The sequence below is a fragment of the Clostridium sp. DFI.1.208 genome (assembly GCF_024463855.1).
Lineage (GTDB): Bacteria > Bacillota_I > Bacilli_A > Erysipelotrichales > Erysipelotrichaceae > Clostridium_AQ.
The window spans coordinates 40,029-65,403 of the sequence record NZ_JANGCA010000023.1 but is presented as its reverse complement, the minus strand read 5'-3'; the positions used below and the strand labels follow the sequence as shown (position 1 = coordinate 65,403).

General features: G+C 41.3%; 34 protein-coding genes. All 34 read right to left on the bottom strand.

Going from position 1 to position 25,375, the window contains the following annotated elements; translation table 11 throughout:
• Positions 1–26: 26 nt before the first annotated feature.
• The 34 genes from NE665_RS13085 to NE665_RS12920 all read right to left on the bottom strand — a co-directional run bounded on the left by NE665_RS13085 (position 27) and on the right by NE665_RS12920 (position 25,375).
• Positions 27–389 (bottom strand): hypothetical protein, encoded by a 363-nt coding sequence (locus tag NE665_RS13085; RefSeq protein WP_117443744.1) that lies wholly within the window; start codon positions 387–389, stop codon positions 27–29.
• A 178-nt stretch (positions 390–567) separates the two neighbouring features.
• Positions 568–1,302 (bottom strand): hypothetical protein, encoded by a 735-nt coding sequence (locus NE665_RS13080; RefSeq protein WP_117443746.1) that lies wholly within the window; start codon positions 1,300–1,302, stop codon positions 568–570.
• Complete coding sequence (locus tag NE665_RS13075) at positions 1,302–2,159, bottom strand: hypothetical protein (protein ID WP_117443747.1); 858 nt, start codon at positions 2,157–2,159, stop codon at positions 1,302–1,304. The genes NE665_RS13080 and NE665_RS13075 overlap by 1 nt, the downstream gene beginning before the upstream one ends.
• 4 nt (positions 2,160–2,163) lie before the next feature.
• Positions 2,164–3,990 (bottom strand): phage tail protein, encoded by a 1,827-nt coding sequence (locus tag NE665_RS13070; protein WP_117443748.1) that lies wholly within the window; start codon positions 3,988–3,990, stop codon positions 2,164–2,166.
• Positions 3,991–4,000: 10 nt separating this feature from the next.
• Positions 4,001–4,651 (bottom strand): hypothetical protein, encoded by a 651-nt coding sequence (locus tag NE665_RS13065; RefSeq protein WP_117443749.1) that lies wholly within the window; start codon positions 4,649–4,651, stop codon positions 4,001–4,003.
• A 3-nt stretch (positions 4,652–4,654) separates the two neighbouring features.
• Positions 4,655–7,807 carry a phage tail tape measure protein gene (locus NE665_RS13060; RefSeq protein WP_181968919.1) on the bottom strand — a complete coding sequence of 1,051 codons (3,153 nt, stop codon included), beginning with the start codon at positions 7,805–7,807 and terminating at the stop codon, positions 4,655–4,657.
• 107 nt (positions 7,808–7,914) lie between these two features.
• Positions 7,915–8,478, bottom strand: a complete 564-nt coding sequence (locus tag NE665_RS13055) for a Gp15 family bacteriophage protein (protein WP_178759840.1) — start codon at positions 8,476–8,478, stop codon at positions 7,915–7,917.
• The gene (locus tag NE665_RS13050) at positions 8,471–8,845 is read right to left on the bottom strand and encodes a hypothetical protein (protein ID WP_117443752.1); all 375 of its coding nucleotides are present in this window, start codon (positions 8,843–8,845) and stop codon (positions 8,471–8,473) included. Before NE665_RS13050 ends, NE665_RS13055 begins: the two co-directional genes overlap by 8 nt.
• A 10-nt stretch (positions 8,846–8,855) precedes the next feature.
• Complete coding sequence (locus NE665_RS13045; protein ID WP_117443753.1) at positions 8,856–9,374, bottom strand: hypothetical protein; 519 nt, start codon at positions 9,372–9,374, stop codon at positions 8,856–8,858.
• Between the two features lie 10 nt (positions 9,375–9,384).
• A complete protein-coding gene (locus NE665_RS13040; RefSeq protein ID WP_117443754.1) occupies positions 9,385–9,843 on the bottom strand; it encodes a hypothetical protein in 459 nt (152 codons plus the stop codon).
• Positions 9,833–10,243, bottom strand: a complete 411-nt coding sequence (locus tag NE665_RS13035) for a minor capsid protein (protein ID WP_178759839.1) — start codon at positions 10,241–10,243, stop codon at positions 9,833–9,835. Before NE665_RS13035 ends, NE665_RS13040 begins: the two co-directional genes overlap by 11 nt.
• Positions 10,236–10,583, bottom strand: coding sequence for a hypothetical protein (locus NE665_RS13030; RefSeq protein WP_117443756.1), 348 nt, complete (start codon positions 10,581–10,583; stop codon positions 10,236–10,238). Before NE665_RS13030 ends, NE665_RS13035 begins: the two co-directional genes overlap by 8 nt.
• Positions 10,584–10,633: 50 nt before the next feature.
• Positions 10,634–11,020, bottom strand: coding sequence for a hypothetical protein (locus NE665_RS13025; protein ID WP_117443757.1), 387 nt, complete (start codon positions 11,018–11,020; stop codon positions 10,634–10,636).
• Between the two features lie 12 nt (positions 11,021–11,032).
• On the bottom strand, positions 11,033–12,220 hold the full coding sequence (locus NE665_RS13020; RefSeq protein WP_117443758.1) for a major capsid protein: 1,188 nt from the start codon (positions 12,218–12,220) through the stop codon (positions 11,033–11,035).
• Between the two features lie 13 nt (positions 12,221–12,233).
• Complete coding sequence (locus NE665_RS13015) at positions 12,234–12,779, bottom strand: phage scaffolding protein (RefSeq protein ID WP_117443759.1); 546 nt, start codon at positions 12,777–12,779, stop codon at positions 12,234–12,236.
• A 104-nt stretch (positions 12,780–12,883) separates the two neighbouring features.
• Positions 12,884–13,018 (bottom strand): hypothetical protein, encoded by a 135-nt coding sequence (locus NE665_RS13010; RefSeq protein WP_256302550.1) that lies wholly within the window; start codon positions 13,016–13,018, stop codon positions 12,884–12,886.
• A gap of 45 nt (positions 13,019–13,063) precedes the next feature.
• A complete protein-coding gene (locus NE665_RS13005) occupies positions 13,064–13,330 on the bottom strand; it encodes a hypothetical protein (protein WP_044906420.1) in 267 nt (88 codons plus the stop codon).
• Positions 13,327–14,970, bottom strand: a complete 1,644-nt coding sequence (locus NE665_RS13000; RefSeq protein ID WP_117443760.1) for a phage minor capsid protein — start codon at positions 14,968–14,970, stop codon at positions 13,327–13,329. The genes NE665_RS13005 and NE665_RS13000 overlap by 4 nt, the downstream gene beginning before the upstream one ends.
• On the bottom strand, positions 14,970–16,523 hold the full coding sequence (locus NE665_RS12995) for a hypothetical protein (protein ID WP_117443761.1): 1,554 nt from the start codon (positions 16,521–16,523) through the stop codon (positions 14,970–14,972). The genes NE665_RS13000 and NE665_RS12995 overlap by 1 nt, the downstream gene beginning before the upstream one ends.
• A 10-nt stretch (positions 16,524–16,533) precedes the next feature.
• Positions 16,534–17,760 carry a terminase family protein gene (locus NE665_RS12990; protein ID WP_117443762.1) on the bottom strand — a complete coding sequence of 409 codons (1,227 nt, stop codon included), beginning with the start codon at positions 17,758–17,760 and terminating at the stop codon, positions 16,534–16,536.
• On the bottom strand, positions 17,738–18,472 hold the full coding sequence (gene terS, locus NE665_RS12985; RefSeq protein WP_233104668.1) for a phage terminase small subunit: 735 nt from the start codon (positions 18,470–18,472) through the stop codon (positions 17,738–17,740). The genes NE665_RS12990 and terS overlap by 23 nt, the downstream gene beginning before the upstream one ends.
• Before the next feature lie 34 nt (positions 18,473–18,506).
• Positions 18,507–18,875, bottom strand: coding sequence for a hypothetical protein (locus tag NE665_RS12980; protein ID WP_117443763.1), 369 nt, complete (start codon positions 18,873–18,875; stop codon positions 18,507–18,509).
• A 4-nt stretch (positions 18,876–18,879) separates the two neighbouring features.
• Complete coding sequence (locus NE665_RS12975; RefSeq protein WP_117443764.1) at positions 18,880–19,119, bottom strand: hypothetical protein; 240 nt, start codon at positions 19,117–19,119, stop codon at positions 18,880–18,882.
• 360 nt (positions 19,120–19,479) lie between these two features.
• A complete protein-coding gene (locus tag NE665_RS12970) occupies positions 19,480–19,827 on the bottom strand; it encodes a hypothetical protein (RefSeq protein WP_233104669.1) in 348 nt (115 codons plus the stop codon).
• On the bottom strand, positions 19,827–20,714 hold the full coding sequence (locus NE665_RS12965; RefSeq protein WP_117443767.1) for a hypothetical protein: 888 nt from the start codon (positions 20,712–20,714) through the stop codon (positions 19,827–19,829). Before NE665_RS12965 ends, NE665_RS12970 begins: the two co-directional genes overlap by 1 nt.
• A 230-nt stretch (positions 20,715–20,944) precedes the next feature.
• On the bottom strand, positions 20,945–21,544 hold the full coding sequence (locus NE665_RS12960) for a hypothetical protein (RefSeq protein ID WP_117443768.1): 600 nt from the start codon (positions 21,542–21,544) through the stop codon (positions 20,945–20,947).
• A 408-nt stretch (positions 21,545–21,952) separates the two neighbouring features.
• Positions 21,953–22,396: a hypothetical protein gene (locus tag NE665_RS12955; RefSeq protein WP_117443769.1), complete on the bottom strand. Its 444-nt coding sequence runs from the start codon at positions 22,394–22,396 to the stop codon at positions 21,953–21,955.
• Entirely contained in the window at positions 22,396–22,548 is a 153-nt protein-coding gene (locus NE665_RS12950; RefSeq protein ID WP_178759966.1) for a hypothetical protein, read from the bottom strand. The genes NE665_RS12955 and NE665_RS12950 overlap by 1 nt, the downstream gene beginning before the upstream one ends.
• Positions 22,545–22,844: a hypothetical protein gene (locus NE665_RS12945; protein ID WP_117443770.1), complete on the bottom strand. Its 300-nt coding sequence runs from the start codon at positions 22,842–22,844 to the stop codon at positions 22,545–22,547. Before NE665_RS12945 ends, NE665_RS12950 begins: the two co-directional genes overlap by 4 nt.
• Entirely contained in the window at positions 22,813–23,034 is a 222-nt protein-coding gene (locus tag NE665_RS12940) for a hypothetical protein (protein WP_117443771.1), read from the bottom strand. The genes NE665_RS12945 and NE665_RS12940 overlap by 32 nt, the downstream gene beginning before the upstream one ends.
• On the bottom strand, positions 23,012–23,170 hold the full coding sequence (locus NE665_RS12935) for a hypothetical protein (RefSeq protein ID WP_178759965.1): 159 nt from the start codon (positions 23,168–23,170) through the stop codon (positions 23,012–23,014). Before NE665_RS12935 ends, NE665_RS12940 begins: the two co-directional genes overlap by 23 nt.
• Positions 23,167–24,351, bottom strand: coding sequence for a DnaB-like helicase C-terminal domain-containing protein (locus tag NE665_RS12930; protein ID WP_117443772.1), 1,185 nt, complete (start codon positions 24,349–24,351; stop codon positions 23,167–23,169). Before NE665_RS12930 ends, NE665_RS12935 begins: the two co-directional genes overlap by 4 nt.
• On the bottom strand, positions 24,329–24,571 hold the full coding sequence (locus NE665_RS12925) for a hypothetical protein (protein ID WP_117443773.1): 243 nt from the start codon (positions 24,569–24,571) through the stop codon (positions 24,329–24,331). The genes NE665_RS12930 and NE665_RS12925 overlap by 23 nt, the downstream gene beginning before the upstream one ends.
• Before the next feature lie 3 nt (positions 24,572–24,574).
• Complete coding sequence (locus tag NE665_RS12920) at positions 24,575–25,375, bottom strand: phage replisome organizer N-terminal domain-containing protein (protein ID WP_233104670.1); 801 nt, start codon at positions 25,373–25,375, stop codon at positions 24,575–24,577.

Here is a 25,375-nt window from a genome sequence, read left to right as displayed (position 1 = left end):
AATATCGCTTTACAGCATGTGTTAGATTATTTCCAGCGGCCTATTGCAATAATGGATATATCAAATTCAACATTAGATAAAGGCGCAGGACGATAGAAATATACTTTTCCTAAATTATTTCCACTTGTCCCGTGTACACCTCCTTCATTTAATGCATCGAAGTCTATCGCATGTACTGTAACATGCGGTATATCTAAGAAAATATGAGGTGGCTGTCCGAGTTGCTCACCATCAGCGCTTTGAAATATAAACGCTCCAGCCCATTGAGTTGTAAATTCAGTGTTTATATGCATCACCTTTTTACAAAGTAATAAACCGCTCGTAAATTTCCAATACTCTCCATTTTCATTTGATCCATATTCTGTTATACCTATAGGTACTTCTACCATAATCTATCACGGTGTATGCTGTTAAGCTCTACACCACCTTTCGCATTCTCTGAGGATGCTATCCTCGGTTGACAGCATCCTCCTTTCTTTGTGGGTTGTGGGCTGTGGGGTAACTTTGTATAGTGCCCCCCCCCCCCGACTATTTATAGTTATATTATGCATGTGTTTTCCTCCTGTTTTAGTCAAAATTCGATGGTGCTACAGGTTTTCCTGCAGCTACCCATTCATCATAGGTTCCCAGTGTTATTGATTCGCCTGGGACGTGAGAAATATAATGCATCTCACCTTTGTTTATTTGCTCCTGAGTCGTGTTGGCGTCTGCATAAATCTGTTCCGTTGACGTTTCAGGATACAGTGCTTTTCCGCTGGCATCTGTCAGCTGGCCTTTTGTCTTGGTCGCAGATGCATTTCTGGCAGTCTTAAAAGAGACGATGCTCTGTGTTGCTGTGTCAACCTTAAAAGCTGTCGGTCCCACTTTACCCTCAGGGCCGGTTATGGATGCTATCGATATCAGGTTAACCCATGAACCGTCTCCCTCGTATCTGTACTGGATATAGCCGCCTGCCACCTGTATGAGCAATTTCTTTCCGTCAGCTCCATCTTCACCTTTCGGCCCTTTGAGCACAGATAACGCGATAAGGTTAACCCATGCCGTCTCTCCTTCGTATTTATACTGGATATACGTTCCATTGGCCTGCAGCTGCAGCTTTTTACCAGCATCCCCCTTCAATCCCTGCGGACCGGTAATCAAAGACAAAGGCAATAGATTAGCCCATGTACCGCCGGTATATCGCATCTGGATGTAATTACTTGCTACCTGCAGCTCAAGCTCCCTTCCGTTTGTTCCGTTCGTTCCATCGACCTGCCCGAGGTCGATTTCTTCATATTCTACGTCAATTACATTCATTGCCATCAGTTCACTTCCTTCACTTTCCGATAATATAAATGCCCGTTTTTATGGACCAGCGGTGGTGGCGATGATCCTTTTACCACTCTGATTTTTAGGTGTCCGCCACTTTTAAACAAGGTAAAGAACCCGGAACCGGTCGGCACCAGTGCCCCATCAGAGCCATCAAAAAAGCCGCTGTCTCTTTTTGCTATCAAATCATCCCGTAGCATGGTTGATTGGTTGATCGAATTAGTGACTTGTGTCTGCTGAGAAGCTGCCTGTACTTTTAACTGATTCACTGCTGTTTCAGTAGCCTTTTTTACAGAATTGAAATCTGTTTTCGCATTCTGCACAAGCGTGTCTACTTTCGCGGTGGTATCCTGCTCCATCCCGCTTAGTTCTGTTCTGGTGTCTTGTTTAAGCTTAAGCAGGTCTTCCGCTGTATTGGCCATTAAGTCATTCAGTGGCAGCTCGAACTCATTGTGTATAATCTGCTTAAATAACTGTTCCGCCTCCTGTAGCCATCCATGCTCTTCCGGCAGGTCGTTCAGTGAGTGATCCACAGCACAGCTGATGGCAAATTCTGCAGGTCGCAGGTTGATGATTTCATCACCTCTCACTGCAGCTCCTCCGATGTATATCATCCCATCATTGATGAAGCATTCTTTACGTAATGTTATTAGCATTGTTTCAGAATCATACACCAAAGGTACTGGCTTTTTGTTACGATCATACGCACAATGCCATGTCATTGCATACCCATCCAGATAGTTGTCTTTGTACTCTACCTTGATTTTAAGACCGGAAGAGTATTGATAACCGATGTCTGTGCTTACTGCTTTGAGGATGTTTCCATACTGCTGTATTGTTCCTATCTCCATTTAATCACCCCTCTCTAGGTCCATTTGTGATAATACCGTTAGATACAGTTATATAACTTTTGGATGTAGTTATCGTTTTGCCTTCAGTAGTAATGTCAACTACGATAGGTATCTTTCCTGTAAATCCCGGCAGACCATTTGCAGCTGCGATATTATATAGCTTATTGAAATGCATATTTACATCACCACCCAGGCTCCATATTTTATCTGTTTTATTAAAGGTCAAAGCGGTTGAATATGATAATGTTCCTGTCTCGTACATGATATTGAAATATTCTGCCTGACTTTTCAGTTCAATAGCTACACCTTTTCTACCGTCCGTGAGCTGTCTGGTGCCTATAGATCCCATTGCAACACCTGCATTCTCAAAACTCAATAGACCTCCAGACAACGTTGCCTTCAGGTCACCGAAAACAGTTTCTACTGTGCCTAATAATGTAGCATTTGCCAGATATGCTCTCGTTGCAGTCAAAACACCTTCATTGCTGACTCTGAAAAAATTCCCTATCTTAATGCTACCACCTTCGATTTCGGTTGACTCTATTTTGATAGACCGCAGCGTTCCAGCAGTAATAAAATCAGCATTGAATCTACCGTCAATGGTCCACGCAGATATATATGGTCCTGCCCATCCCTGTTGGCTGAATGCGATTCCACCCAGGTTCATTCGTATACAGTATTTTGCTTCTTCTTTTGGAATTTTATCAAGGATATATATCTCGTTTTCAGTGAGATACACGTATCCATCTGTAGCCCAGGTATTGATCAACTCCATTGCTTTTTTCTGCGCTTGCTGCAGGATGGAACCAGTTATTTTCTGACCGTCTTCGCCTACAGCTGATATGACATTTTTGATTTTATCCTGTATCTTAATCGGCTCATTGGATAATGTGACCACTCTTTTGCCTGGTTCATCCGGATACCATTTGATTTTTACAACACGATGCTTCAGTTCTAAACCCTTTTCCGGATCTACGATACAGTGCACAGTATGACGCAGAGCCAGTTTGATATAAGTATACCTGTCATCCACTTTTGCCAGATCCTTTACGTCAATAGTATAGCTCCCTATCGGCATAGCCAGTTCTTTCACCTTTTTAACTGCATCCGCCAGAAAGTTTTCTTTCACATCATAGCGCTGGTCCGACCATCCTCCTACTAATACATCAGACGTATAATCAAAGCATTCCACGTATGGCTTCCCGTTATTGATGTCTGCAAATGTCATATCTTCTTTGCCATAGCAGTACAGCCTCGTCACACGCTCTGCGCTGGATTCCTTGTAGGAAATGCCGGTCATATTAAGCTCTGGTGTTACATAAGCACCTGTGTCAGTTGAATCATTTGGATCTACTACATAGATTGTCTTGCTTAAACAATCGATATCGTACCAGACGTTGTATACGTCACGACAGCGCATCAATATATCGTATCCATTGCATTTTTCAGTATCAGTAGTTCTTCTAATATCACGGATATGTGCATTGATGATTGACCACCCTACAGGTTTTATGTATTCAAGCACATCTACAAGTAACTTCGTGGATAGTGCAGGGATATCGCTACATTTAAAGTAAAACTCCTGCTTCCATTCATGCAAATTCAATTCACCTGTTATGGTGGCTATAGTTGACGGTAGGTTGACACCGGTGATGATAAATTCGTTATCGTTATTACGGATCAACATTTCGCTTTTCAATTTTTCAAATAGTGGATGTCCCTTTGAAATATCAAAGGACAGCATTTCTGTACCGTCCTCTGTTTTCTCGATATAATAATTTTCATAGCCTGTTATTGGCAGCCATCCATCTTGTGTCTTGACGCTTAACATATCTCACCTCCTACAGATATACCGGACTGTAATACATCACGACATCAGCATTTGTGTTGCTTACCGTGATGATATGGTCGCCCGGTTCCAAACTGGGGAACTTAGTAAACATCGCATCAGAATATTTGTTTTTACCATCCTCTGTTATGAGCATGCTCTCGCCATCCAGGATTATCTTCTTACCAGAATGGATATTACGTATCGTATATCCTCCTACTGTGATTTCTCCATTGTAATGAGGTGTTATCTCATAGCGGATACCGGCTTTATAGGTTCCTTTGATCGTAATGTAGTTATCCCCGTTTTTCAAGGTAAAACGACGTTCCTCTCCTCTCTGCAGCACCAACAAAGAAAGAGTAAGCGTGAAGCTGCATACTCCTTCCTGCTGCACTGATGGTACACCATCAAGATAACACGTATACACATATCCATCATCGATTCTCAATTCAAACCTATCGATAGCCTCTGTTAAGAAACGACTTATATCATTCTGGGAAATGAAATCCATCACTAGGTCGTATCGTTTAGGTTTCATATCGCGTTTTATCAATATAGGCACCATACTATCTGTATAGGTATTTGATATCTGCATCGGCTGGTAATCGAACGCCGCAATAGAAGCGCTGAAGCTCCTTATAGGCTTTTTGTTTATCTTATGCATACCTTACCTCCCTTGAAATGCCATTTCTTCACTGATGAATGGTGCCAGTACATGAGCGGTTTCCCTATCTCCGATATAGATACGGTTTTCGATAACGCCCTTCATTGTTACAGACATGGCCGATAGATCTGTTTTAAACATTGATGTCTTTAGGATTTCGGTTTTAGACTGTATATCCGCAACTGCGGCCATTTTTGACTGTTCGGCATATACTGCCTGCCTTGCTTTTGAAACGATACCTGAAATATCTATGCCTCGTTCACTTTCCTCGTTGGCCGCATCAATAGCTCTTCTAACGAAATCAGAAGCCGTCTTCTCTGCATCCTTTGATTTAGCTTCAAGACCTAAAATGTAGCCTTGTCCTGCTGTTATACCTATTTCTCTTTTCCATTTTCGAGAGGGTGAATGCGAATCTTGCCCTTTTCTTGCTCCGGCCATCGCATTCTGCACGAATGAAAATCCTGCATTGAAAGCATCTACAGCCATTGATGCCAAACCATCGATATAGCCTTGCGCTGACTCTTGTCCAACCGATTTCATTCCTGAATAATTACTAGATCCAGATGCAGAAGAAGTAGCAAGTCTTCCTCCCGCTGTTTTAGCAGCTCCTGCTTTGGAATCGATTCCCTTCCCATAACCGGCTGCATTATCAGCACCCTTTGACTTGCTTTCTTTTACCTTATTCATCGCTTCCACAGACTTGTCTGCGAGATTTTTAGCTACACCTATAAGACCAGGTGTTTTTTCTTCTACGGTAGACTGTATTCCACGAAGCTCTTTTTCCTTGTTCTCTTTGGATTTTTTTGCAGCTTCGATTTGTGCATCACTGATTCTTTTATCACCAGACTCCTGCCGCTGTACTAAATCCTTATAAGCCATATCCAATGCAGAAACTTCAAGCTCAAGATTCTTCTTTTTCTCTTCATAAGTTCTACCAGACTCAGCTTGTATATCCGTTTGTACCTTGACCCAATCGTCTTTATTTTTACTAGCAGCAAGAGTAGCATTATTTTCATAATTGATTATTTCTTCTGTATGCTTATCATAGCTTTTCTGATAATCATTCAAAACCTTTTTCTTATCACTTGTGGATTTTGCAAGAGTACCATATTCCTGTAGCATCGCATCCTGTGCTCGCCCTGCCTCAATAGCCCAATTATCCCCATATTTTTTTATAAGGTCATTTTCAATCGCCTTCATACGATTATTTTTATCAGTGACTTCTGCCTGTAGCTTAGCAATTTGGATACCTTCTTTTTGCTGTTCAGTTATCGCCTTTTGATAGATAGGCTCCTGTGCATCAAGGATAGCTTTTACCCTTTTTTTCGTAATCAGCTCATCTATAGATGAAGTCATTTCCTTATAGTTATTGATGACGCCATCCGTCATTGAGTATTCAGTACCTAACGCATCATTGAGTTCACCAAGGATAAAAGAGGCACGATCCTCGTAACCTTTCTTCACTTTCCCGTTAGCATCTACAAGTGTTTCTAGCTCATTTTTCAGTTTCTCGGTATTTTGGATCATACCGAGGTCTGTCGCAAGCTTTTCTTCCTGTGTGTTTTTTAGTTCTTCCCATTCCTCATTAGATTTCTCAAGACTTTCTCTAAGTTCTTCATTTTCATCGACTACATCATTAGTCATAAGACATAAAGCTGTAAGACCAGCAGTCAATGCGCCTACACCTATTGCAACCCATCCCATCGGAGATACAGCCTGCACAGCGTTTAATGCCGTCTGAGCTGCGGTAGCGAGACTGATTTTCCCTGTCAGTAAAGCAACTGCTGTTTCCCCTAATGATAAAGTTCCATTTAATGCAGCTTGCGAGACGGTGACACCGGTATTGGCCATTTCAAAAAGTTTTACTTGGAGTGCAGCTTGTTGAAACGATCTCATCAAAGGCTCTATAACATCCTTCGCTGTATTATAAGTTTTCATGGCTAGCATGGCTCCACCTACAGCAGATAATGCTATCGTGAGTTCTTTCCCATGATCAATGAGGAAGGAAAAACCATTCACAAGCAAGGGTATGGCTTTTTCAGCCAGCTTAGCCGCCACTTCGATAAGCTTCCCAAACGCTTCCGCAATCTTATCTACACTCTTTCCAAGCTTCCCATTACTCATCTGTCTGGATAGTTCATCCACACTTCCCTGTGCCACATCCATTGACTTTTTCAATGGCTTCTCAAACTTTGAATACGCCGCTATGCCGACATTTTTAAGAGAATTCACGACCTTGGCAGATTTCTCTTTGAAGGTGTCCGTGACCTTGTCATATGCTTCTCCTACGACATCGGTTTTTGTTTTCATAGCTTCAAGGTTATTGGTGAATGTTATAGCATTATCACCAGCCATCGATAAAGCTGCTTTCCCTGCTTCCAGAGATCCAAACATATCGATCAGTGACTTATCGTTCTCCTTTGCGTATCCTTCCATATCCACGATGATATCTACAAGGGTAACACCTTCATCCATCAATTCTTTAAATGATTTCTTGCCATATCCCATGCCCTCGTACATGTCCATCATAGCTTTATTGGCCTGAGTACCGTTCTTACCGAGCTCTGCAATCAGCTGATTCAACTGTGTAGTTGCTTGAGCTGTAGGTGTACCCTGTGCAGTCATGCCTGCCAAAGCAGCACCGACCTGCTCGAATGAAACTCCCATTGCAGATGCAGTAGGAGTGACCTGTGACAGAACAGACCCCAACTCATTTACAGTCGTGATACCCTTGTTCTGTGTCTGCATCAATACCTTGTGGATCCTATCTGTTTCTGACACGTCCATCTTATACGCATTCAGCACCTTGGCTGTTGCTGTCGTAGCTGTATTGACATCAGTAAAACCGGCTTTCGCCAGCTTCGTATTCTTCTCCAGGAATCCCAGTGCTTCTGACATATCGTCACTGGCAGGGATACCTGCGGATAAAGCATCATACATCGTATTACCAAGTTCAGAAGCAGCCAGACCGGTCTTCGTGGAGAGCTCCAGCATCTTTCCCTGATACTGCGTCATATCCACCTGTGCATCGCCGAATAGTGTGCTAGCCTTTGCGTTTGCCTGTTCAAATTCTGAGCCAAGCTTTATGACCGCAATACTTGCTGTACCGATTGCCGCTGTGATGGCAGCAACCCCAGCTACTGCTGCAGTCTTCATCGTGTTCAGTCCTTTGGAAAAACCGGCTTCATCTATCCTGGTATCGATGATGATACTACCATCAGCCTGTGACATCGCATCACCTCATTTCAAAATTAAAAGAACCATCAAGGTTCTTTGATATTCATTCCTCCTGCAAGCAGTGTGGCAAAGCTGGCAGCCCTCTGCTCTGCAGTCCTATTATCCGGAAGTGCATAGATCCGTTTCATTTCTGCGTAGTATCTCCTTTGCTCCGGAGACATTGATGATGTTATCCGGATGGACCGATACATCATCACTTTTTTGATGGTGCTATCCTCTGGCAATTCTATGAACAGCTGCTTGAATATCCACCAGTGCAGCTGCGCAGTAGTCAGATCGATATTGTAATACTGCCGGAAGACTGAATAAATCATGTACTGGTCATTCTCAAAATCATAGACCCGTTTCGCTCTGCCAGTTCCTTTCCCTGACTGAATAATTCCACATTGATAAAACCATAACACCTGATCCATGAATTCCGGGATATCCGAATATATTCCATTCATAACATCAAGGATAGCTTTGAATCGTTCTTCATTGTCGCAATCCTTCAACATCGTATTTTCAAATCGAATCCAGGTGCGGAAATCGGTCTTGATAGGTATGACCTGACCACATACTGTGATATGATCAGGTGCATCATCAAGCAAAAGGTTCACGACGTGGTTTTGGATTAACCTGGCAGAAAGCAGTAATCTCTTCAAAGATAAAAGTCATCAGATGCTGATGCTCTTGAAAATCGACTGTTCTTCCGGAGAATATTTTTTCATACGCATTCTTCCCCAACATCCTGTTCACTGTCTCCCTTACAAGTTCGCATGATCTAAGCACGAGCTTATCTAATTCCTTCTCGTTCGGTTTTTTCTTCAGAGCATTGATGATCGGTTCCTGACATTGTGTGAATCTCTCTGCTGCCTTCGTAACTGCCAGTGAATATGGATTGAATCGAAAGATCTTTCCTTCGATTTCCAGCTTCAACAGTTTGGGCTCTTTCTTGTCGAACGTAAATTTGCTCATCGTGATCCTCCTATTCCACTGGTGTTACACCAGCATCTGCAGTAAATGTTTTTGTTTCCGGATTCCATTCGCCCTTCACGGCATCACCCTTATACATCAGTGAGCCGGACAATGCCATCGCATCACCGGCAGCTCCAGAACCACTGTTATCTACCTTGATAGCGATATGCTGCTTATATGCTACCTGCGTTCCGGATGTCTTTCCTGCGATCCAGTTATAGACATTGACGATATCTGTTTCACAATCTGCTCCGACCTTTCTGTTACGTCCGATCTCTGCGATATACGTAGTAACGTCATCAGCCTTATCCAGCTCTGCAGTAAAATCGAATGTCGGCGCATAACCGATGACGGATGAGGTTCCAGATACCTGATGGATATAGTGACTATCCTTCGTCTTAGCGTTCAGATTCTCTGTCAGTTCGCTAAATCCTTCACCGATCAGACACCATTTAGGCGCATCCGATGTGCCGGTATTCATGAATGAAAGCAGCTCATTGCGAGTTGCGATTCCTGTTGTTTGTGACATATAATACCTCCTAACTGTATTTTGATTTCTTCTTGTATGTCAGCTTGTACATAGCCATGAAGGTGGCTACGTTATTTTCTTTCCCTGTGTCATCTGCAGGAGTCGATATCATTTCTATCTTCACAGGCACATAATCTGGAAGGCTGAGGTTCGGAAAATGATTCTCCGTTTCCATATCGAAGATATCTGCCATGATGTTCAACGGCTTCGTGATCGCCAATATGCTGTTGGGGTCACTGACCTTTGCTCTGTGATAGATGGCGAATGGCAGCTCTGCATCATAGCCGCCTATGATATTGACTTTTGTTTTATAGGCAGTGGATACCTGTTTCACTGCCATTGCAGGAGTTTTGCCTGTCAGATACTCGATCGATATCGGTACACCGATATTCAATGATTGTAGATACTTATACAGACTTTCAATGACCTGCGTATTCTCCTGTGGTGTCACACTATTTCTATCGTCCATTTCTATACACCTTCTTTGCTATTTTCAACCAGTTATCTTTGTACAGAGCCTTTGAGCGTTCAAACCAGTGGGAGCAGGCCATTGGATGAACCTTTCCAAAATTCAATCTTTTGTCAGTCTTGACCTTTGTTTCTCCTCGCCTAGCCCAAGGACGATGTGTTATCTTTCCGATCATCACGTACCCATAGTATAAAAACCTGGAGTACGGTGTGTTATAGATGATAAAGTCATCATCGTTCTGGATGCTGTTCGTGATGGAGTTCTTCAGATACCCGCTCTGCATCGGCACGAATTTCTCTGTATCCTTGACGATCTCACTTTTCAGGAGACGCCTGGCTCTTTTTGTCTGGCTGTTCAGTCTTGCTTTTACTTTAGCCTCATTGAATTCAAATCTACTCATTTGCGATGATCTCCAGAAAATCAGGCTCATCACTTACCGGATTGACCTCGCCGACGCTATTTACGGTATATTCATGACCTTTATATACGATAAGGTCCACATCCGGACGAAAGGTGAAGTATGCTTCTGTATCCTCCATTGAATCAAACACCAGTGGTTCCTTGTATATGCGCTTCTTAGCTCCTTCAAAGGCTACCAGATCATTCATGTCTATAACGACCAAAAGATCACCGGTAGGCTGGATACCTTTCAGCGATTGCTTCATTCCATATGCAGCGTCTGCACACACATGATTGACCGTCGTGGTCTGATACTTTGCCTCGCCATCTAGCTCATCCACCTTGTTTCTGATGAGTATCCTATGAGGTCGGATAAATCTAGGTGAATGTATCATAAGCACATCGTCAACAGGCCTGCCTGCCGCAGCTGATCCCTTAATTCTGTGACCATCATTGGTGATAACGGAACATTATTGAACATAGGTACTTGTTTTCCTTTCATCTGATAGTTGAATCCTTTCGTCGTTACTGCTGCTATATTGAAATCGGAATTACCATTCAAAGCGGCTTTTCCACCGTTCTCAGCGATGAAGTCTACCTGCATCGTAATGATATCGCTGAAATCGATATCATACTCTGACAGCTTCCTGACCTTCCAATACGGAATGTTGTTCTTGATATACGAATCGATCAGCCGGCATACACCAGGCTCCAGCTGACCGAATTCATATTCATCAAGAGAACCACCGCAATTCCGATACTGCGGATATGTGATCATGGTTACCTCCTGTTATACTTCCTCTACGAGATAGATGCGGCCATTCGTCAACCCCTTGATAGCTGTAATACCTTCGCCAAGAGCTGCCTTTTCCGCTTCCTCTGTAAGTGTTCCATCTGCAGCAGTATACTTCACAGTAGATGCATTCTGGACACGGTATGTCTTCCCTGCCTCTAATCCTGTGATCGTTTTATCTCCTGCAGTACCAAGGCTGCCCTTTGCTAATTTCACTACACTTACTGGAGCAGAGACCTTCACCTTGCGGAAGACGCCAGCTTTCTTACTGTTCTTCAGCACGATACCTGCCAACATTTCGACTTCACCAGTCTTTACAGCTCCCGGTGCCTTCATATCCGGAAGATAGGTTTTGATGAGCTTTTCTCCCTTCGGACTAATGCCGTGGCAGGCGTCCAGACCGATCTTGACAGCATAGATAGAGGTTTCTCCGGATGTGTCTGTAGCTACGCACGGAACAGTGGTCAAACCGTCATAATACTCACCCATATCTACCATAGGGATGCCGTCATAGTTGTTAACCTTGCGGCCGAAAGCGTCTTCTGTCTGCGTAAAATATTTCAGTTCACGAGCGACTGCGCTCATGATCGTTTTCATACGGCGGTTCATGAGCAACATGTCTGGACGTCCATCCAATGTCCCCAGCCACTGGTCAAGCTCAAACACGAATTTTTTGCTGTTTGCTGCAATCTTCGTTTCGTCTGATAGGTCGATAGCTGCTGTAGGGATGTATTCTGTACTCGTTCCCTTCACCAATTTTTCCAATCCGTCAAAATCAGTTTCCTCGTTTGTAGAATCAGCATTGATGAAATCGTAATGAAACTTGTTTGAAGCTGCTTTCGTCTTCTGCTGTAACTGAAATGCGATTTCAGATTTTGCAGCCGTATCCTCAAGTACACGGTCTACCTGGAAGCTACCACCGAAGATCTTGATATCAGCATTCTTCTTAGTTTTCAGGGCCTCACCCGGCTTATACTCTTCGTTTAATTTACGTCCTTCTGCCGTGGATGGAGTAAGCAGCTGCATGTACCCGTATGTCATCGTACTGCCACCGGTACCCGGTGATACTGCGTTATCAAAAATCAATTTGTCTAAAAGAAAAGAGTCCCGGCGGAACTCGTCTACGACCATCTGGTCTACTTTGTCGGCCATACCGACCTTTGCCTGCGCTAATGTTAATGGCATCTATTCATCACTCCTATTCTTTGCCATAGTGATCGTCAAGGGCAGATTCCCAAGTCGATTCTTTTGTTTCTGGTTTATTTTCATGATCTCCTCCGAGATTCACGTTCTGCGGACCATCATCTTCAAAGAGAAAACCGTTGTCTTTTTTGATGTTTTCCAGCTGCTCTTTCAACCCAGTAACTGTGCCATCCTCATTCAGTTTGACGATGTCAGTATCCAGAAAAGCCATCAGTGCTTTTTCACTCTTTGGCTTCGCATCCGCAATCGCCAGCTTGATAGCAGCTTCTTTCTTAGCGGATGTAAGGTCATCCTGGTACTTCTTTTCCCAGTTCTTTACATCCTGCTGCAGCTTCGCTACATCCACACCATCGAATTTTTTGACAGTGTCGGATAGCTCTGTGATCTTTGTGTCTTTGACTTTAATTTCATCGTCGTATTTAGATTTTGATACGTATTCTCCACTAGCTAGATTTGCAAGTTTTACTTTGTCATTGCCTTTTAGCTTTGCTTCAACTTGAGTATACAGATCATCACCTAAAAATTCTTTTAAAAATTCCATTGTTTCCTCCTGTGTTTTTTATATCCGGTTCTCTCCGGGAATAGGCTGGCAGTTTTATCTCTCTTGCCATTGAGTGATGATGCAGTTTATATGACATGCTCAGGTCATTGTAAATGTGGTCCGAAATAGGGCAGCTTCGTCTTGCGGCCACAAAAAATGCAGGTATCATATTCACGTATGACCCTGCATCCTTTATCATAATAGATTCGCTGCTTCGTGATATATGCATGTTTACACATTTTCTCACCCTCTTCCAGGTATTAAAAAAGCACCCGCTATGAGTGCTAATCTTCATCGTATAATAATTCCGGTAAATCTGTGTCCTCTATTTCTGCTTTCTCATATTGAAATCCATGATCACCCTTTACCGGTATAGTGTGTAGTAAAGTCCCGGTCCATACAGCTTCCGGAATACCTTGCGGGAAGGCAGAACAAATAGGCTTCATATTTCCCATTTCTTTGAAATGTTTACAATCCATGCAAATTGCACATGTTACACAAGAGACATGATAATCGCTATGCCTTACACCTTTTTTATCTGTCCAGATCATTCCGCATCCTCCTCAAACGAATAAAGCAATCCGTATTTCTTTGCAAGACGGTTCATAACATTATTTTGTACAACTCTATCCATTCTATTTTTATCGTCTTTCCAGTCTGGATATTTATTTTTATATACCTTAAGATATTTCAAATAGAGCTGCTCATGCTCCTTCTGAAACACCGTGAAATCAGGAAGCTGAGTGATTTTATCATTATTACGAAGAACATAAGAACCTTTATTGATAGCTGCACGCAATTCTTGTAGTTTCCAATCCTTCAACATATAGATGTCATGTGGAGAGAATGTCGTGTTTTGAGGATGATTATGTGTTACTATCGCCCCTTTCATTTTATTCAATTCCTCTATAGTGAATTCAACTTCGTGTTTTTCTCCATCTTTTTTGAAGATGACATTTCCCTTTTGATCGTATGCTATCGCTGATTCAAATTGATTTTTAGATATTGCTGATTCGGCTTCCCTTATCTTCATTTTAACACTTTTATCATCAGTTGCATAAAATTCTTTTAGCTTCGTTCTCCGCTGCGATCTTACATCCTCGATCATCTCTCTAGCGTAATTACGTTTCATGTCCGGATGTGCTTTTAGGAAGTCTGCTTGGCGTTTCTGCCATTCCCTGACTTTCCTTGCTTCTCTGGTGTTGTCTACACCTCCAGCCTTGTTCACGGCCTGCCTGCGCTTCCATTCACGGATCTTTCGTTCGTTGTAACGCTGTTCCTGGTCAAGTTCATATCTGGCATCGTTTTCAGCACTGCTGTAATGCTCAAATGGCATATTAGATAATCCTTCAAAGTATGGAAAGAAGCTATGTCTGCAATTCCATCCTCCAAGCCCTGCTCCGGTACCATACCCGGTGGCTTGTTCAAAATTCTGATAGTTCTTGTATTTCTTTTTCCACCAGAACACTTTCCCTTGCCATGCTGCGTGCTCTGGACGTGCTCCTACATGTGATGTCGTAGCAACCAGATTCCCTCCCAGATCGTCGAAGTTCTTTTCCTGACACTTACAAGCGGTCTGATTGACACCGGAACGTATTGCATTGCGTATCACGCTGTCCGGCCGTCTGTGTGTACCACTTTGATAATCGATCCACTGCAATCCAGTTTTGGCTACTTTATCAACAGCAAAGCCTACAGCTTCCTGCTGGCTGAAAGCGCCACTCTGTATCCCAAGATATGTCTGATCGAGCGAAGATATGAGCAGCTTCCTCGCTGTCTTTGCTGTGGTCTTACAGATATTACGGATCTCTCCATTCGTAGCATCGATGCCTTTCAGAATGAGCTTGCTGAGATTGGCTTTATCATATCTGAATGTATTGATAAGCTTTCTCTCATATGCCTCTTTGAATATCAGGTTATCCGACTCAACCGCCTCATATGCTGCACTGGATATGATTTCTGAAACACGCTGTTCACTGATTTTCAGTATATCAGCAATCTGCTTCTTGATTTCAGAATCATGCAATCCCAGTGCCTTCGCACGATTCAACTGATACTGTGCAGTGCTCGTCGTTTCATACTTATTTTCGTGTATCCGTCTGGCGATGTCTTCCAGTATACTCGTTTCCAGATCAGCGAATAAGACTTCAATCTCATCAGAACAATGTGCAAGATAATATGGATCCAGCATCAGTCGTCCTCATAGGTAATGCCCTTTTCTTTATTCGCTGATTTCAGTATCTCCTTTGCCTGACTCTCTGTTTCACCAAGCCATTTTACACGCCATTCCCATTCCAGCATGATACCTGCGCTCACCAGCTGCATGTCCATGAGTTTTTCTGCCTCTTCATCATTGAACATCGTATTGTCGAATTTCACAGTGATCTTAGCATCAGGGTTTACAGACTTGCCACACAATTCCCTTCCAATAGTGAGAATCGAACGTGTCATTTCAGTCAAGACATCCTGTATCACCACACGTTGCTTCCATACACTTTCTGTCAGATCCTTGCTGCTTGCCTTGACCTCGGTAGCCGTTGCCATCGTTTGTATACTGAATTGATACTTATTCTGACCAAACCCTACCTTTGAAGATAGCAGGTTCAATGCAAACTGGATACCGTTCTTATTTTCTTCCACACGTAGGGATGGATTGTATTCCTGGAAGAATCTATCTGCCGTTGGCATCTGCTGTCCAACATTCACGAACATGCTCTGTTCGATTGCTTCTCCGGCCATCGGTTTCTTGTTGATAATAGGCTTTCCATCACTATCCAGCTTCGGCTTACCATCATCCCCCATCACCGGCACGTCCTCTGTACTGATGACATCCTGACTCATGAACACCTTCTTGCGTCCTAAAATGAAATCTGTATACATGTTATCATAGGCAATATCACATGCCTGAAGCTGATCTGTCGCATTTGCAAATACGGATATCCCCATCGGTGTCGTTTCCAGGATATTATTTTCGATGTTTGGCGTCAATATGAAGAAAGGCTTCGCAGGAAGGATATACCACAGTGCTTCACCTTTTGGATTGGAGCTGACCGGTTCATATGAATCGCCGCTTTTCAGATAGTAATGATTTTCCACCCTGTAACGGCCATCATCCAACTGCAGCATGACCTGCAGGTACATATAAGACTTCCCTGATATCTGCTTGCTGCTGGCGAATGCGCATTCTGTAATATCGTCACCATCCCACGATAATGGAATGATACAACAGGCTTCCTTGATGCAGTTGATTTTTACACTTTCTGCTGTCAGCTTCCCTTTCCGCACTTTTGCTTTGTGAGGCACAAGGATGAATGCAGCTGTTCCCAGAGCGTACTCTTTTTCTACAGTCTTATTACCATTCTTCCAGAATTTAGACAATCCAAAAACGCCACCTGCCTGTTCGTTTTCATCGCCGGTGACGAATTTCTGAGATTCATTTATTTTATTATCTTTGCTGTCATCTTTCCCATCCGTGCCGACATCCATCGTCTCATCGATGATCACCGTAGTCTTATCATTCAGAAGGAGATTGGCCCAGTCCTCGCATACTTTTTTAGCCATCTTCAGTGATTTTCGTTTCATCGTCATCAATTCTTTTTCAATGTTTGTTACTTTATACTGGTGGAATTTTGGCACATATCCCTGCCACCACTGTTTCCAGTATTCGATGTTACCGTAATATTGCTGTAATTCTTCCGGTATCTCATGCCCGAGGTCCTTCAGAACCTCATAAACGTTCTTCATAGCATCCCTCCTATCTGAATGCGGTAATGTAATCCATGAAAAAGCTCCAGCTGTAGAAATGTGCATCGAAGCTATCGACATCAGTCGTAAAATCATCCAAGATAGCATCCTCATCCTTTTTCTCATCGTAAAGGACCGTAGCCAGCGCTTCGGAGACTGTCGGTACATTCCGGAACAGCATACGCTTCTGACCAAGTAGCAGATTATAGACAAGTATCCTGTCTTTTCCTTCTACCTTTTTGCAATCCCATACGACCGTCGTATAACCGGCTCGCTGTACATATCCCCGGATACTGTTCAGGATGACCTGTTCCGCATTATCAACGAATATATAAGCTGGATAATACCCCTCCAGGATGCAAAGCTGTATCATTTCCACACATGCACGGCAGATACTTACCGTATCGATCGTACCTTTTGCATGAACGATTTTCTTTTCCAGAAACGTACAGATCGAACTGTAAGCCGGTGCTATCCCTGTAGCTGCGAGCGTGGAATGAGATTTCGTACCTCCGATATCCAGTCCGATATTGACCATCTGAAAAAAAGGAAGTATCTCTACTTCCCAGAGTTTTGGATTATCCGCATATGGTTTGAATATCAGTCCTTCAGCATTGCACCACTCTCCAAGGATATACCGGTTATATTCTACGGTACCGAAGTATTCCTTTTTCAGTTCTTCTCTCACTTCATCAGGTAGGAATGGGTTATCATCCAGCTTATACTGCTGACAGTACACATCAGCATCACTGTCGATGAATAGTTTCAGCCAGTGCTTTGGATGCTGTGGGTTTCCAGTGCCATCAAACAGGCTATATCCTGTCCTCAATCGTGATTTCAGCAGCTGAAAGACTTCTTTGTTCCAGTCTACTGTTTCATCACCGTAGCAATATTTCAATGTGGATCCACGCAGCCTTGCGACAGAGCTTATCTTCTCAGCGCCCAATACGTAAGCATCCTCCCCGAACAGATGGACCTTATTGGTTCCCTTCCGGATATCCCCTACTAAGTCAGGTCCCCAGTATTCACGCATTGGTTCCAGCACGTTACGCTCGACTGTCTGCTGTGTAACGCCTATCAGAGCATTCAATCCTTCTTTTCCGTGGCGTTCCCGCAGCCTTTGTGGTATCAGATAGGTAAAGTCAAGGTATGTCTTGCCGGTGCCGGTGGCCCCTATCTTGAAGTTCCAGCGATGGTTCCCTTCACGAATGAATTCAGCCTGCTTTTCGCTCAGCATCTCGTTGCATCTCCTTCAGAATCTTATCTACTTTTGAAAGCTGTTCATCATCGCCTTTTAATATGGTAAGCTTATCTGTCTGTGCCTGTATCTGTGCAAGCTGTGCTTTCTGAATCTCACTGGCAGTGCCCCAGTTCTTATGCAGCAGCTCATCATACTGCTTAATCATTGACCTTAATTCGCCCATTGCACGTGTCTGCGCTTTTATGTAGGTCTCTTGCTTATCCCACGCAAACTGTAATTCATACTCAAGCTCAACAGTTTCATCTTTTGTATCAGCTTTTTCGGTTTGTCTAGTTTTAATATGGCGCTTTTCTTTTTTTAGCTCCTTTGTCATATCGTCATGGTCTGTAACCCACATAATCTTTTGCGATCGTAATATGGCTGCATATTGTAGTTGTATATTATCCCACAGTATATCGATGGGGTCTATCGACTTAAGCTCTCCTACAATCTCCTGTACTTCATCAGGAAGCCACTTAGCAAACAAACCATGTTTACGTGCATTTTGATTCTTTGGTGGACCTGTTGCGTTTTTATTATTTAGGGGTGCACCTGCTTTCTTTTTTGGGGGTGCACCCTCAATAGAATTCCAATGACGCTTCTTCCATGACTTTACAGTATTCTCTGTAACGCCATATTTACTTGCTATATCCTTTATTTTCATTCCTTTGCATCTATCTTCGTATGCAAGCTCCCAATTCTCTTTCACGTCATATCACCACCTCCTATTGTCGTTTTGTAAATCATGCTGCAGGTGCCATTGTATCAGCATCTGCATACTTTAATCTCTGTTTTACGATGCTATCATAAGCTGCCATTATCTTTGGCATCTGTATTGCCATCCAGTCTATCATTTCTTCATTAACGGCCCATGCTCCGTGTGCAGCGCTGCTCTGGTCCATGCCAGACTCAAACAAAAAGGCGTGTATCAGCTCGTGTCTTAATACATGCCTCTGCATTTCTTTTAGATTGTCTGTTTTAAATTCCGCCGGAACGTCTTCTTGTTCGCTGATGCTAATTATTTTAGTATAGAAATCCGTTTCTCCTCCTCTACTATCAAGGGAAGGAACATATTTGATTCTATACACTGTGCCTAACACATTTACCTTCATTTTCTCAGCCCTCTATTTTCCGATAGCCATTAGGGGTATCGTGAATTAAATGATTTTCTAATTCATTTTCAGCTTCTATCAATTTTTTACTTTTGCGATTCAATGCTTCTAGTAAAAGTTTTATTGGCCTTCTTGGATAAATACCGCTACTCATATTAGGGGTTTGTACGCAGAACCACACGCCACGCTTATCTAAATTCATTATTAACTTACATTCTCCTGCTATATATATTGTTTTCTTCATTTCCTCACACCTCTCCTGTCATAGCACCAATTGCTTGCTGCTGCATATTTAGCAGCACTCTCGTTGCGCCTGCGTGCGTTTTCCTTGTCCAACGCCTTACGCTCTGCCTTATACCACTCACAGTCTCCGTGGCATCCTGGATGGCGTTTAGGGCAGTCTTTACATACTGTGATCATCCTCTAGTACCTCTACTCTAAGATTTATGACACCTATCTCTTCTAGGGATTGATTTATCATGTCACACAGTATCTTATTCAAATTGTTAATTGTAATTTCTTTTGTTTCTGCTTCGATGTTTTCTGCAGTGTCACAATCCATTATGATTCTATATGTATGTTTTTTACGTTTACGAAAAATCATTTATAACACCTCGTATGTTTTTTTGAAGATATCCGGATTGCATGGGTAGAACTCGCCGTGTACGCCTTTAATGATGTAGTCGCCAATTCGAGCAATGTGATCGCCTTCCAACGTCCTGATGATCAAACCGCCTTCTACCTGTGAATGGTCAATATAAAATGTATCTCCGTAAGCGGTCATGAATTCATTTTGTTTTTGATAACCTGTCAAGAAATCAAACATTTCTCTGTGATTTTTACCTGTCCACTGTATTGCTTCCACTACAACCGGCCTCTTTCTTACTTTCATGTATATCATTCCTTTCTGGGTAAAATAAAAGCACCACATGGGTGCACTTTTTTCTTCCATTATTTTTCTGCTACATTTACCATTTTGTTGTCAATTTCAATTTCCAACACTTCTGATATTTTGTATATTGCTTTAACAGTGTTATCGGGCAATCCATTGTCCAAAATTTTATACCTAGACAGCAGTTTTACTTTCATCAGCATCATACCTTTAAACAGAATATCCCCGTTTCTGACTTTTTTCAGAAAACCTTCGTCCAGTATATCACATGTTATTTTTTGTGTATCTCTATATACTGTCCACTTTGTTTTTCCGACGAGATCTGGCTTTACTACTTTTATAAAAACAACCGACTCTCTTTCTTCCATATCTTGTGAGAATGACGTCACATCCAATTCATGGGACATTTTACATAAATCGTTTTTATTCATTTGGATACTGCTCTTTGATCCATCCTTTTCGTTAAATGAAATTTCCAATCCGCTTCTGGTTCTATCATTAAAAACAGCCGTACTCAAAGAAGAAATTGCTTTTTCTATTTTATCAGTTGATGTATAAGCATCAAAAACAACTCTATTTATAACGTTTATGGTCCCGTTATTACTCTCAACATTAACATAATCACCATTCACTGTTATACTTTTAGGATTTTCGTCTTTTAAATTCTTTTTTAGGTCAAAAATTTCTTTCGCCCCTTTAATAATCGACGGTAATGGTTCTAGCAAAGGCATAACAGCTGCTACATTTTCTACAATAGTTTGAATTACCATTTTAAAACTTCCAGGTTGAATGTTTTTGACAATGATTTTACAGTATTCATTTTCTCCAACCAATTCAGAAGCCAATTCTTTAGCAATTATTGATGTAGAATTTAACGATTTTGCTAACGTCTCTAAATCAATATCATTTTCACCCTCAAACCGCAATACAAGTTCCTCTTTTTGCATGATAAACCCCTCTTTTTTTCTATTCTTTAATAGCATTTTATCACACAACCTTTCATAATGGAATTATATCGTGAATTGTTACACTTTTTATGTCACAATATGATAAAAAGTAAAAAAAGACACCTATCTAATGTCTTTGCTTTGTGTTCTCTTATGGCTTGCTTTATATGCAAGGTGATAACGCTTATAGACCATTCATATGTAGCTTCTACTTTTCTTGATATATAGCATCATTTACGCATTTTTTCTTTGATATAGTTAGCCATTTCGTTTATATACATTGTATTTCTACCATTCTTATTTACATAATAAGTATTTTCCTCATAAATACTCATTTCATACTCATCTTTAATAACATAGTTAGTAAACATTTCTTCTTCCTTATTGACATTTTTCAATATCTTGTTTGAAATTCTAAAAAAATCATCATCTACAACTATATAGACCTTGTTAACAATTTTCTCATAATCCTGCCTAGCTTTCAAATATTTATCTAAAAGATCTTTTTTACCATTTTTATCTAAATATGTTATCATATCTCTTTTATATGTATTTGATGGAAATATATCATCATATGCAAAAGCCAAATCAATTGCTAATTCATACACATTTTGCATTTTCTCTAATGTTTTATGTTTATTTTCATCATTCCATTTCATTTTTTGTGATTGATGAAAACTATAATCTGTCGCTTTTTTATCTAACTCATATTTGTATTTTTCAATATTTTTTCCTATTGCTTTATTGAAAATCAAACCTATCACTGTTGAGATTAAGCCTGAACTAAAAAATACGACAACAACATATTGTATGATTTCATCCACAGTCATATAATCCCCCCCTCTTTTTTTATTATGTATATCATACTACAAAGAAAGGTAAATTAAAAGCGCCCTTTTCAGACGCTTTACGCTGGTAAGTCCGCTTAGGATTCCTTACCGCTTTTTCTTTTGGTTATTCCGCCACCAGGGCAACCAATATATCTAACAGGCGTTCTCAACAATATGAGGTTCATTCCTGCTTTGATATTAATTTTATTGTGACATATCGCCGTTAAGCCGTACCTACCCACGCATATGTCACTGGTGATTGATTTGTACGAACAAGCACCTTTAGGAAAGGTTGTTTAGCAATACACTGCGTACATTTGCATTGCAGGCCATTGTTTTGAACAAGGTGTATCTCCCTGCTCAATCCATGCTATCATAATACCACGGAAAACGTAGAACTGAGTTCCATTATTTTAAAATTTTCAGAATTTCTTCATTCATATCACGGTACATCTTGCCTTTGCTTCGATTATGATTATACGCTATATCATCATGTTTTTTGTTTCTATCAATATAGCATTCAGTTATCATATCAACCACTTCACCATCAGCAATATTATTCAGTACCTTGTTCACGATCACTGTGTCGTACAGCAATGCAGCTCTCTCCAATAAAAGCTCGTCCTTCTTTTCGACCAGATAGTGATCCCATACATGACTTGGGTCACCAGCATTCTCCATGATGACATCCTTCATCACGACTGAGCTTACTCCATACATGTCATTCATTATCTCATCATACTTCAACCGGTTCACTTCTATCTTAGACAAGTTTCTATGATAGTTCCGGCATTTGTTATAAAAGTCCTTGCAAATTTCTTTATCTTTTCGCTTCTCTTTCTTCGATTTCATCAATACACCTCTTCCAGATACTGCTGCAGTTCCTCTGCTGTGTAGAATAACAATAGGAGATTGGCTTCATGCAGAACATAAGCATCATAACCATTCACCCTTACTTTATCGATTTCCACTTTATATTTTTGGGCTAATGTTGTATATCTCATTCATTTCCCTCCAGCTGCATCCTGATGGATTCTATCGCTTTCTTGATGTGTGCTGGTTCCTGATCATTCCAATTCAGCATATCAAACATGTCATGCCGAATAGTGATTGCATACCCTTGACCATAACCATTGCTGAACCAGAAATTGATTTCCTTGTAAGGTTTCCTTTTGTACGCTCTCAGTTCACCGCTCTGATTTCTTGCAACAAAGCGGTAGCCGGCGGCGTATAATTCTTCTAAATCTCTTAACTTCACTTGTAGAGCTTTACGCTCCTGCTCGCTCATTTTCTTTTTCATTCTTCGCCTTCTTTCGATTCAACGGACACCAGTGTGGTGCCTGTGTAATGATTGGTTTATCCGGATGCCCGTAACATACAAAATCATTTTCTGTATATTTGCGCGCATTCATATGGTCGCAATAATACATCATGCGGCCTTGATGCTCACCGTGAGTACCGAAGTATTTACAATTTACACACTTCTTCATTCAGATTCCCTCGTTGTGAAACAACTAGAAATTCTATAAGAGCTTCTTTTACTACTTCCGGAGGTGTTTCTTCTAGCTTTTTAATTTCAGCTGTAGAGGGCTTCTTTAATGCCTCATACACTTCCCATTGATTCATGGCCTTGCCTCACTAATGACCTGGTTCTTCTTGTTGTAGGTGATAGGGACATAGCCTGTTGGCCCACTTCGATTCTTTTCCAACACTAGAGAATAACCATCATCATCCTGCCATACGAACAGAATTTTGCTCGCGCTCTGTTCGATTTCTCCACTATCCCGCAGCATTGACAGTTTTGGTTTTCCTGATGTTTTAGTGGCATCACGGTTCAGCTGACATAATCCTATAATCGTGCAGTTATAATCTAAGCTGATCTTACGCAGCTCCTTTGCAATTTCTGTCATACGTTCATATGAGTTCCTTGCTCGTGAGCCAATAAGCCCAATATGGTCAATGAGTACGATGATATGCCTTTTCCCATCATGACTGGCGACCATCGACCGGATAGAATCTATAGACTGGCTCTTGTCTACAACCTCAATAGATCGCTGCGCTATTGAATTGACAGCTCTATTCACATCATTAACTTCTGTCTCTGACATTCTTTCGTATGATGCTATGTAGTTTTGGTCAAGCCCGCAGTTAATGGATATCAGCCTCTGATGAAGCTCTTGCGGGACCATTTCCAGATTGAAATACAGGCAATCATATCTCCATGACAGATCATTCAACAGGTTCAATGCGAATCCAGATTTACCTGAACCAGTTGCACCGGCTATTACCATGAAATCATTTTCTTTTAACCTCAACAATGAACCCAACTGCTGATATTTCTTGAAATAGATGCTTTTCTTATCGTCTCTGCATGATTCTAAAAGCTTCTCTAAATCCAGTTTGTAAGACTCTGCAGTATCTAATGTGCATACTTTCTGATAGACTGTGTTGTATTCGTCCAAGCTGATACTGTGTTCTTTCAGTTTATCTGTTATCTCAACTATTTTACGCTCCTTGAATTTATCAATCACAACACACTGTATACGCTTGAAATTTTTTATATCTCCTGAGTAAGTGATGTCCGAGCACTTTGCGTAAAGGTCTATATCAAATCCTGGATAGTCCAGCAATGCTTCTACCGTTATGAATCCATTTCTCTTGTAGTAATCGAGCATAGCCTTGAAAATGTTTTGATATGGTCCTACGAAATGTTCCGGTTCTAAAATAGAAACTGCAAATAATTCATTGTAAACGGAGAGCATACCGATAGCAGCTGCTTGTGCTTCAATCATTGAACTGGTGTTCATAACATTTCCTCCAATCTACCGTTATCAGATTACATGGAAGCGGAGGTTTTTCATTCTCCGCTATCCATGCATTTAATTTCTTCGTGACTTTGTTGTAGTCCTGTTCCTTCATAGTTTCATTCCATGCATCAAAAACTGTTCTAATATTCCTACCCATGAGAAAATTAGAATACACACCAATAATTTTATTCAATACCTGTTCCGTTTCTTTGTTTGTCACTTTTTAACCTCCTAATCCAGTAAAACTGCCTTTATCTGAATGTCCTTTGTTCGAGTATCCTTTATCCTGTTCTTTAGACAACCAGCTGTTTATAAATTTTAAAATACCGCTACGAGTTTTTCTTTTTCTAGGATTGGACATTATCCATCCTTTCATTTTTTTCAACTCCTGTAAGATATCAACTGCAGGATATAATTCACTCAATTCCTCCACAAGATTCTCTGTCACTTCATACTCACTTTTATCGTTAAGTGTCAGCGTGATAGCGACAGGCTCAGCAGCACTATTTTTGGAGGTGCTCTGAGCACTATTCTTTAACTCTTTATCTATAACTCTTTCTCTATCTCTATCTCTGTGTAACGATTTTAGAACTTCTGTAGAACACTCTGGTAACATTGTTCCTTTGTCGTTACTGTCATTGTTCCTATCTAACATGCGTTTTCGCCTCATATATTCGGCTTTTGCTGTTTCATTCCCTGCCATTTCTTCAAATCTTTCTATTTGAATTTCTCCTGTGTCCATGACAGTGATTAGACCAGCTTCTGACAACAATTTGATAGATTTTTTTACAATTTGCAATCGAGTGCTCGTAATTTCTGCTAATTTCTTCTCATCATAAGGTATCAGTGAGTCACCAATATAACGGACGAGCACACCTTGATTTCGTAATGATTTTAGACATAATTTGAGATAAAACAGGCAGCATTCTTTTCCATCTTTTTGCTCTTCAATCCATGAAATAGCATCATCCTGAAAGAAGTCTTCCTTTAATTTTATCCAGTAGTATCGTTTTGCTTCTGCCAT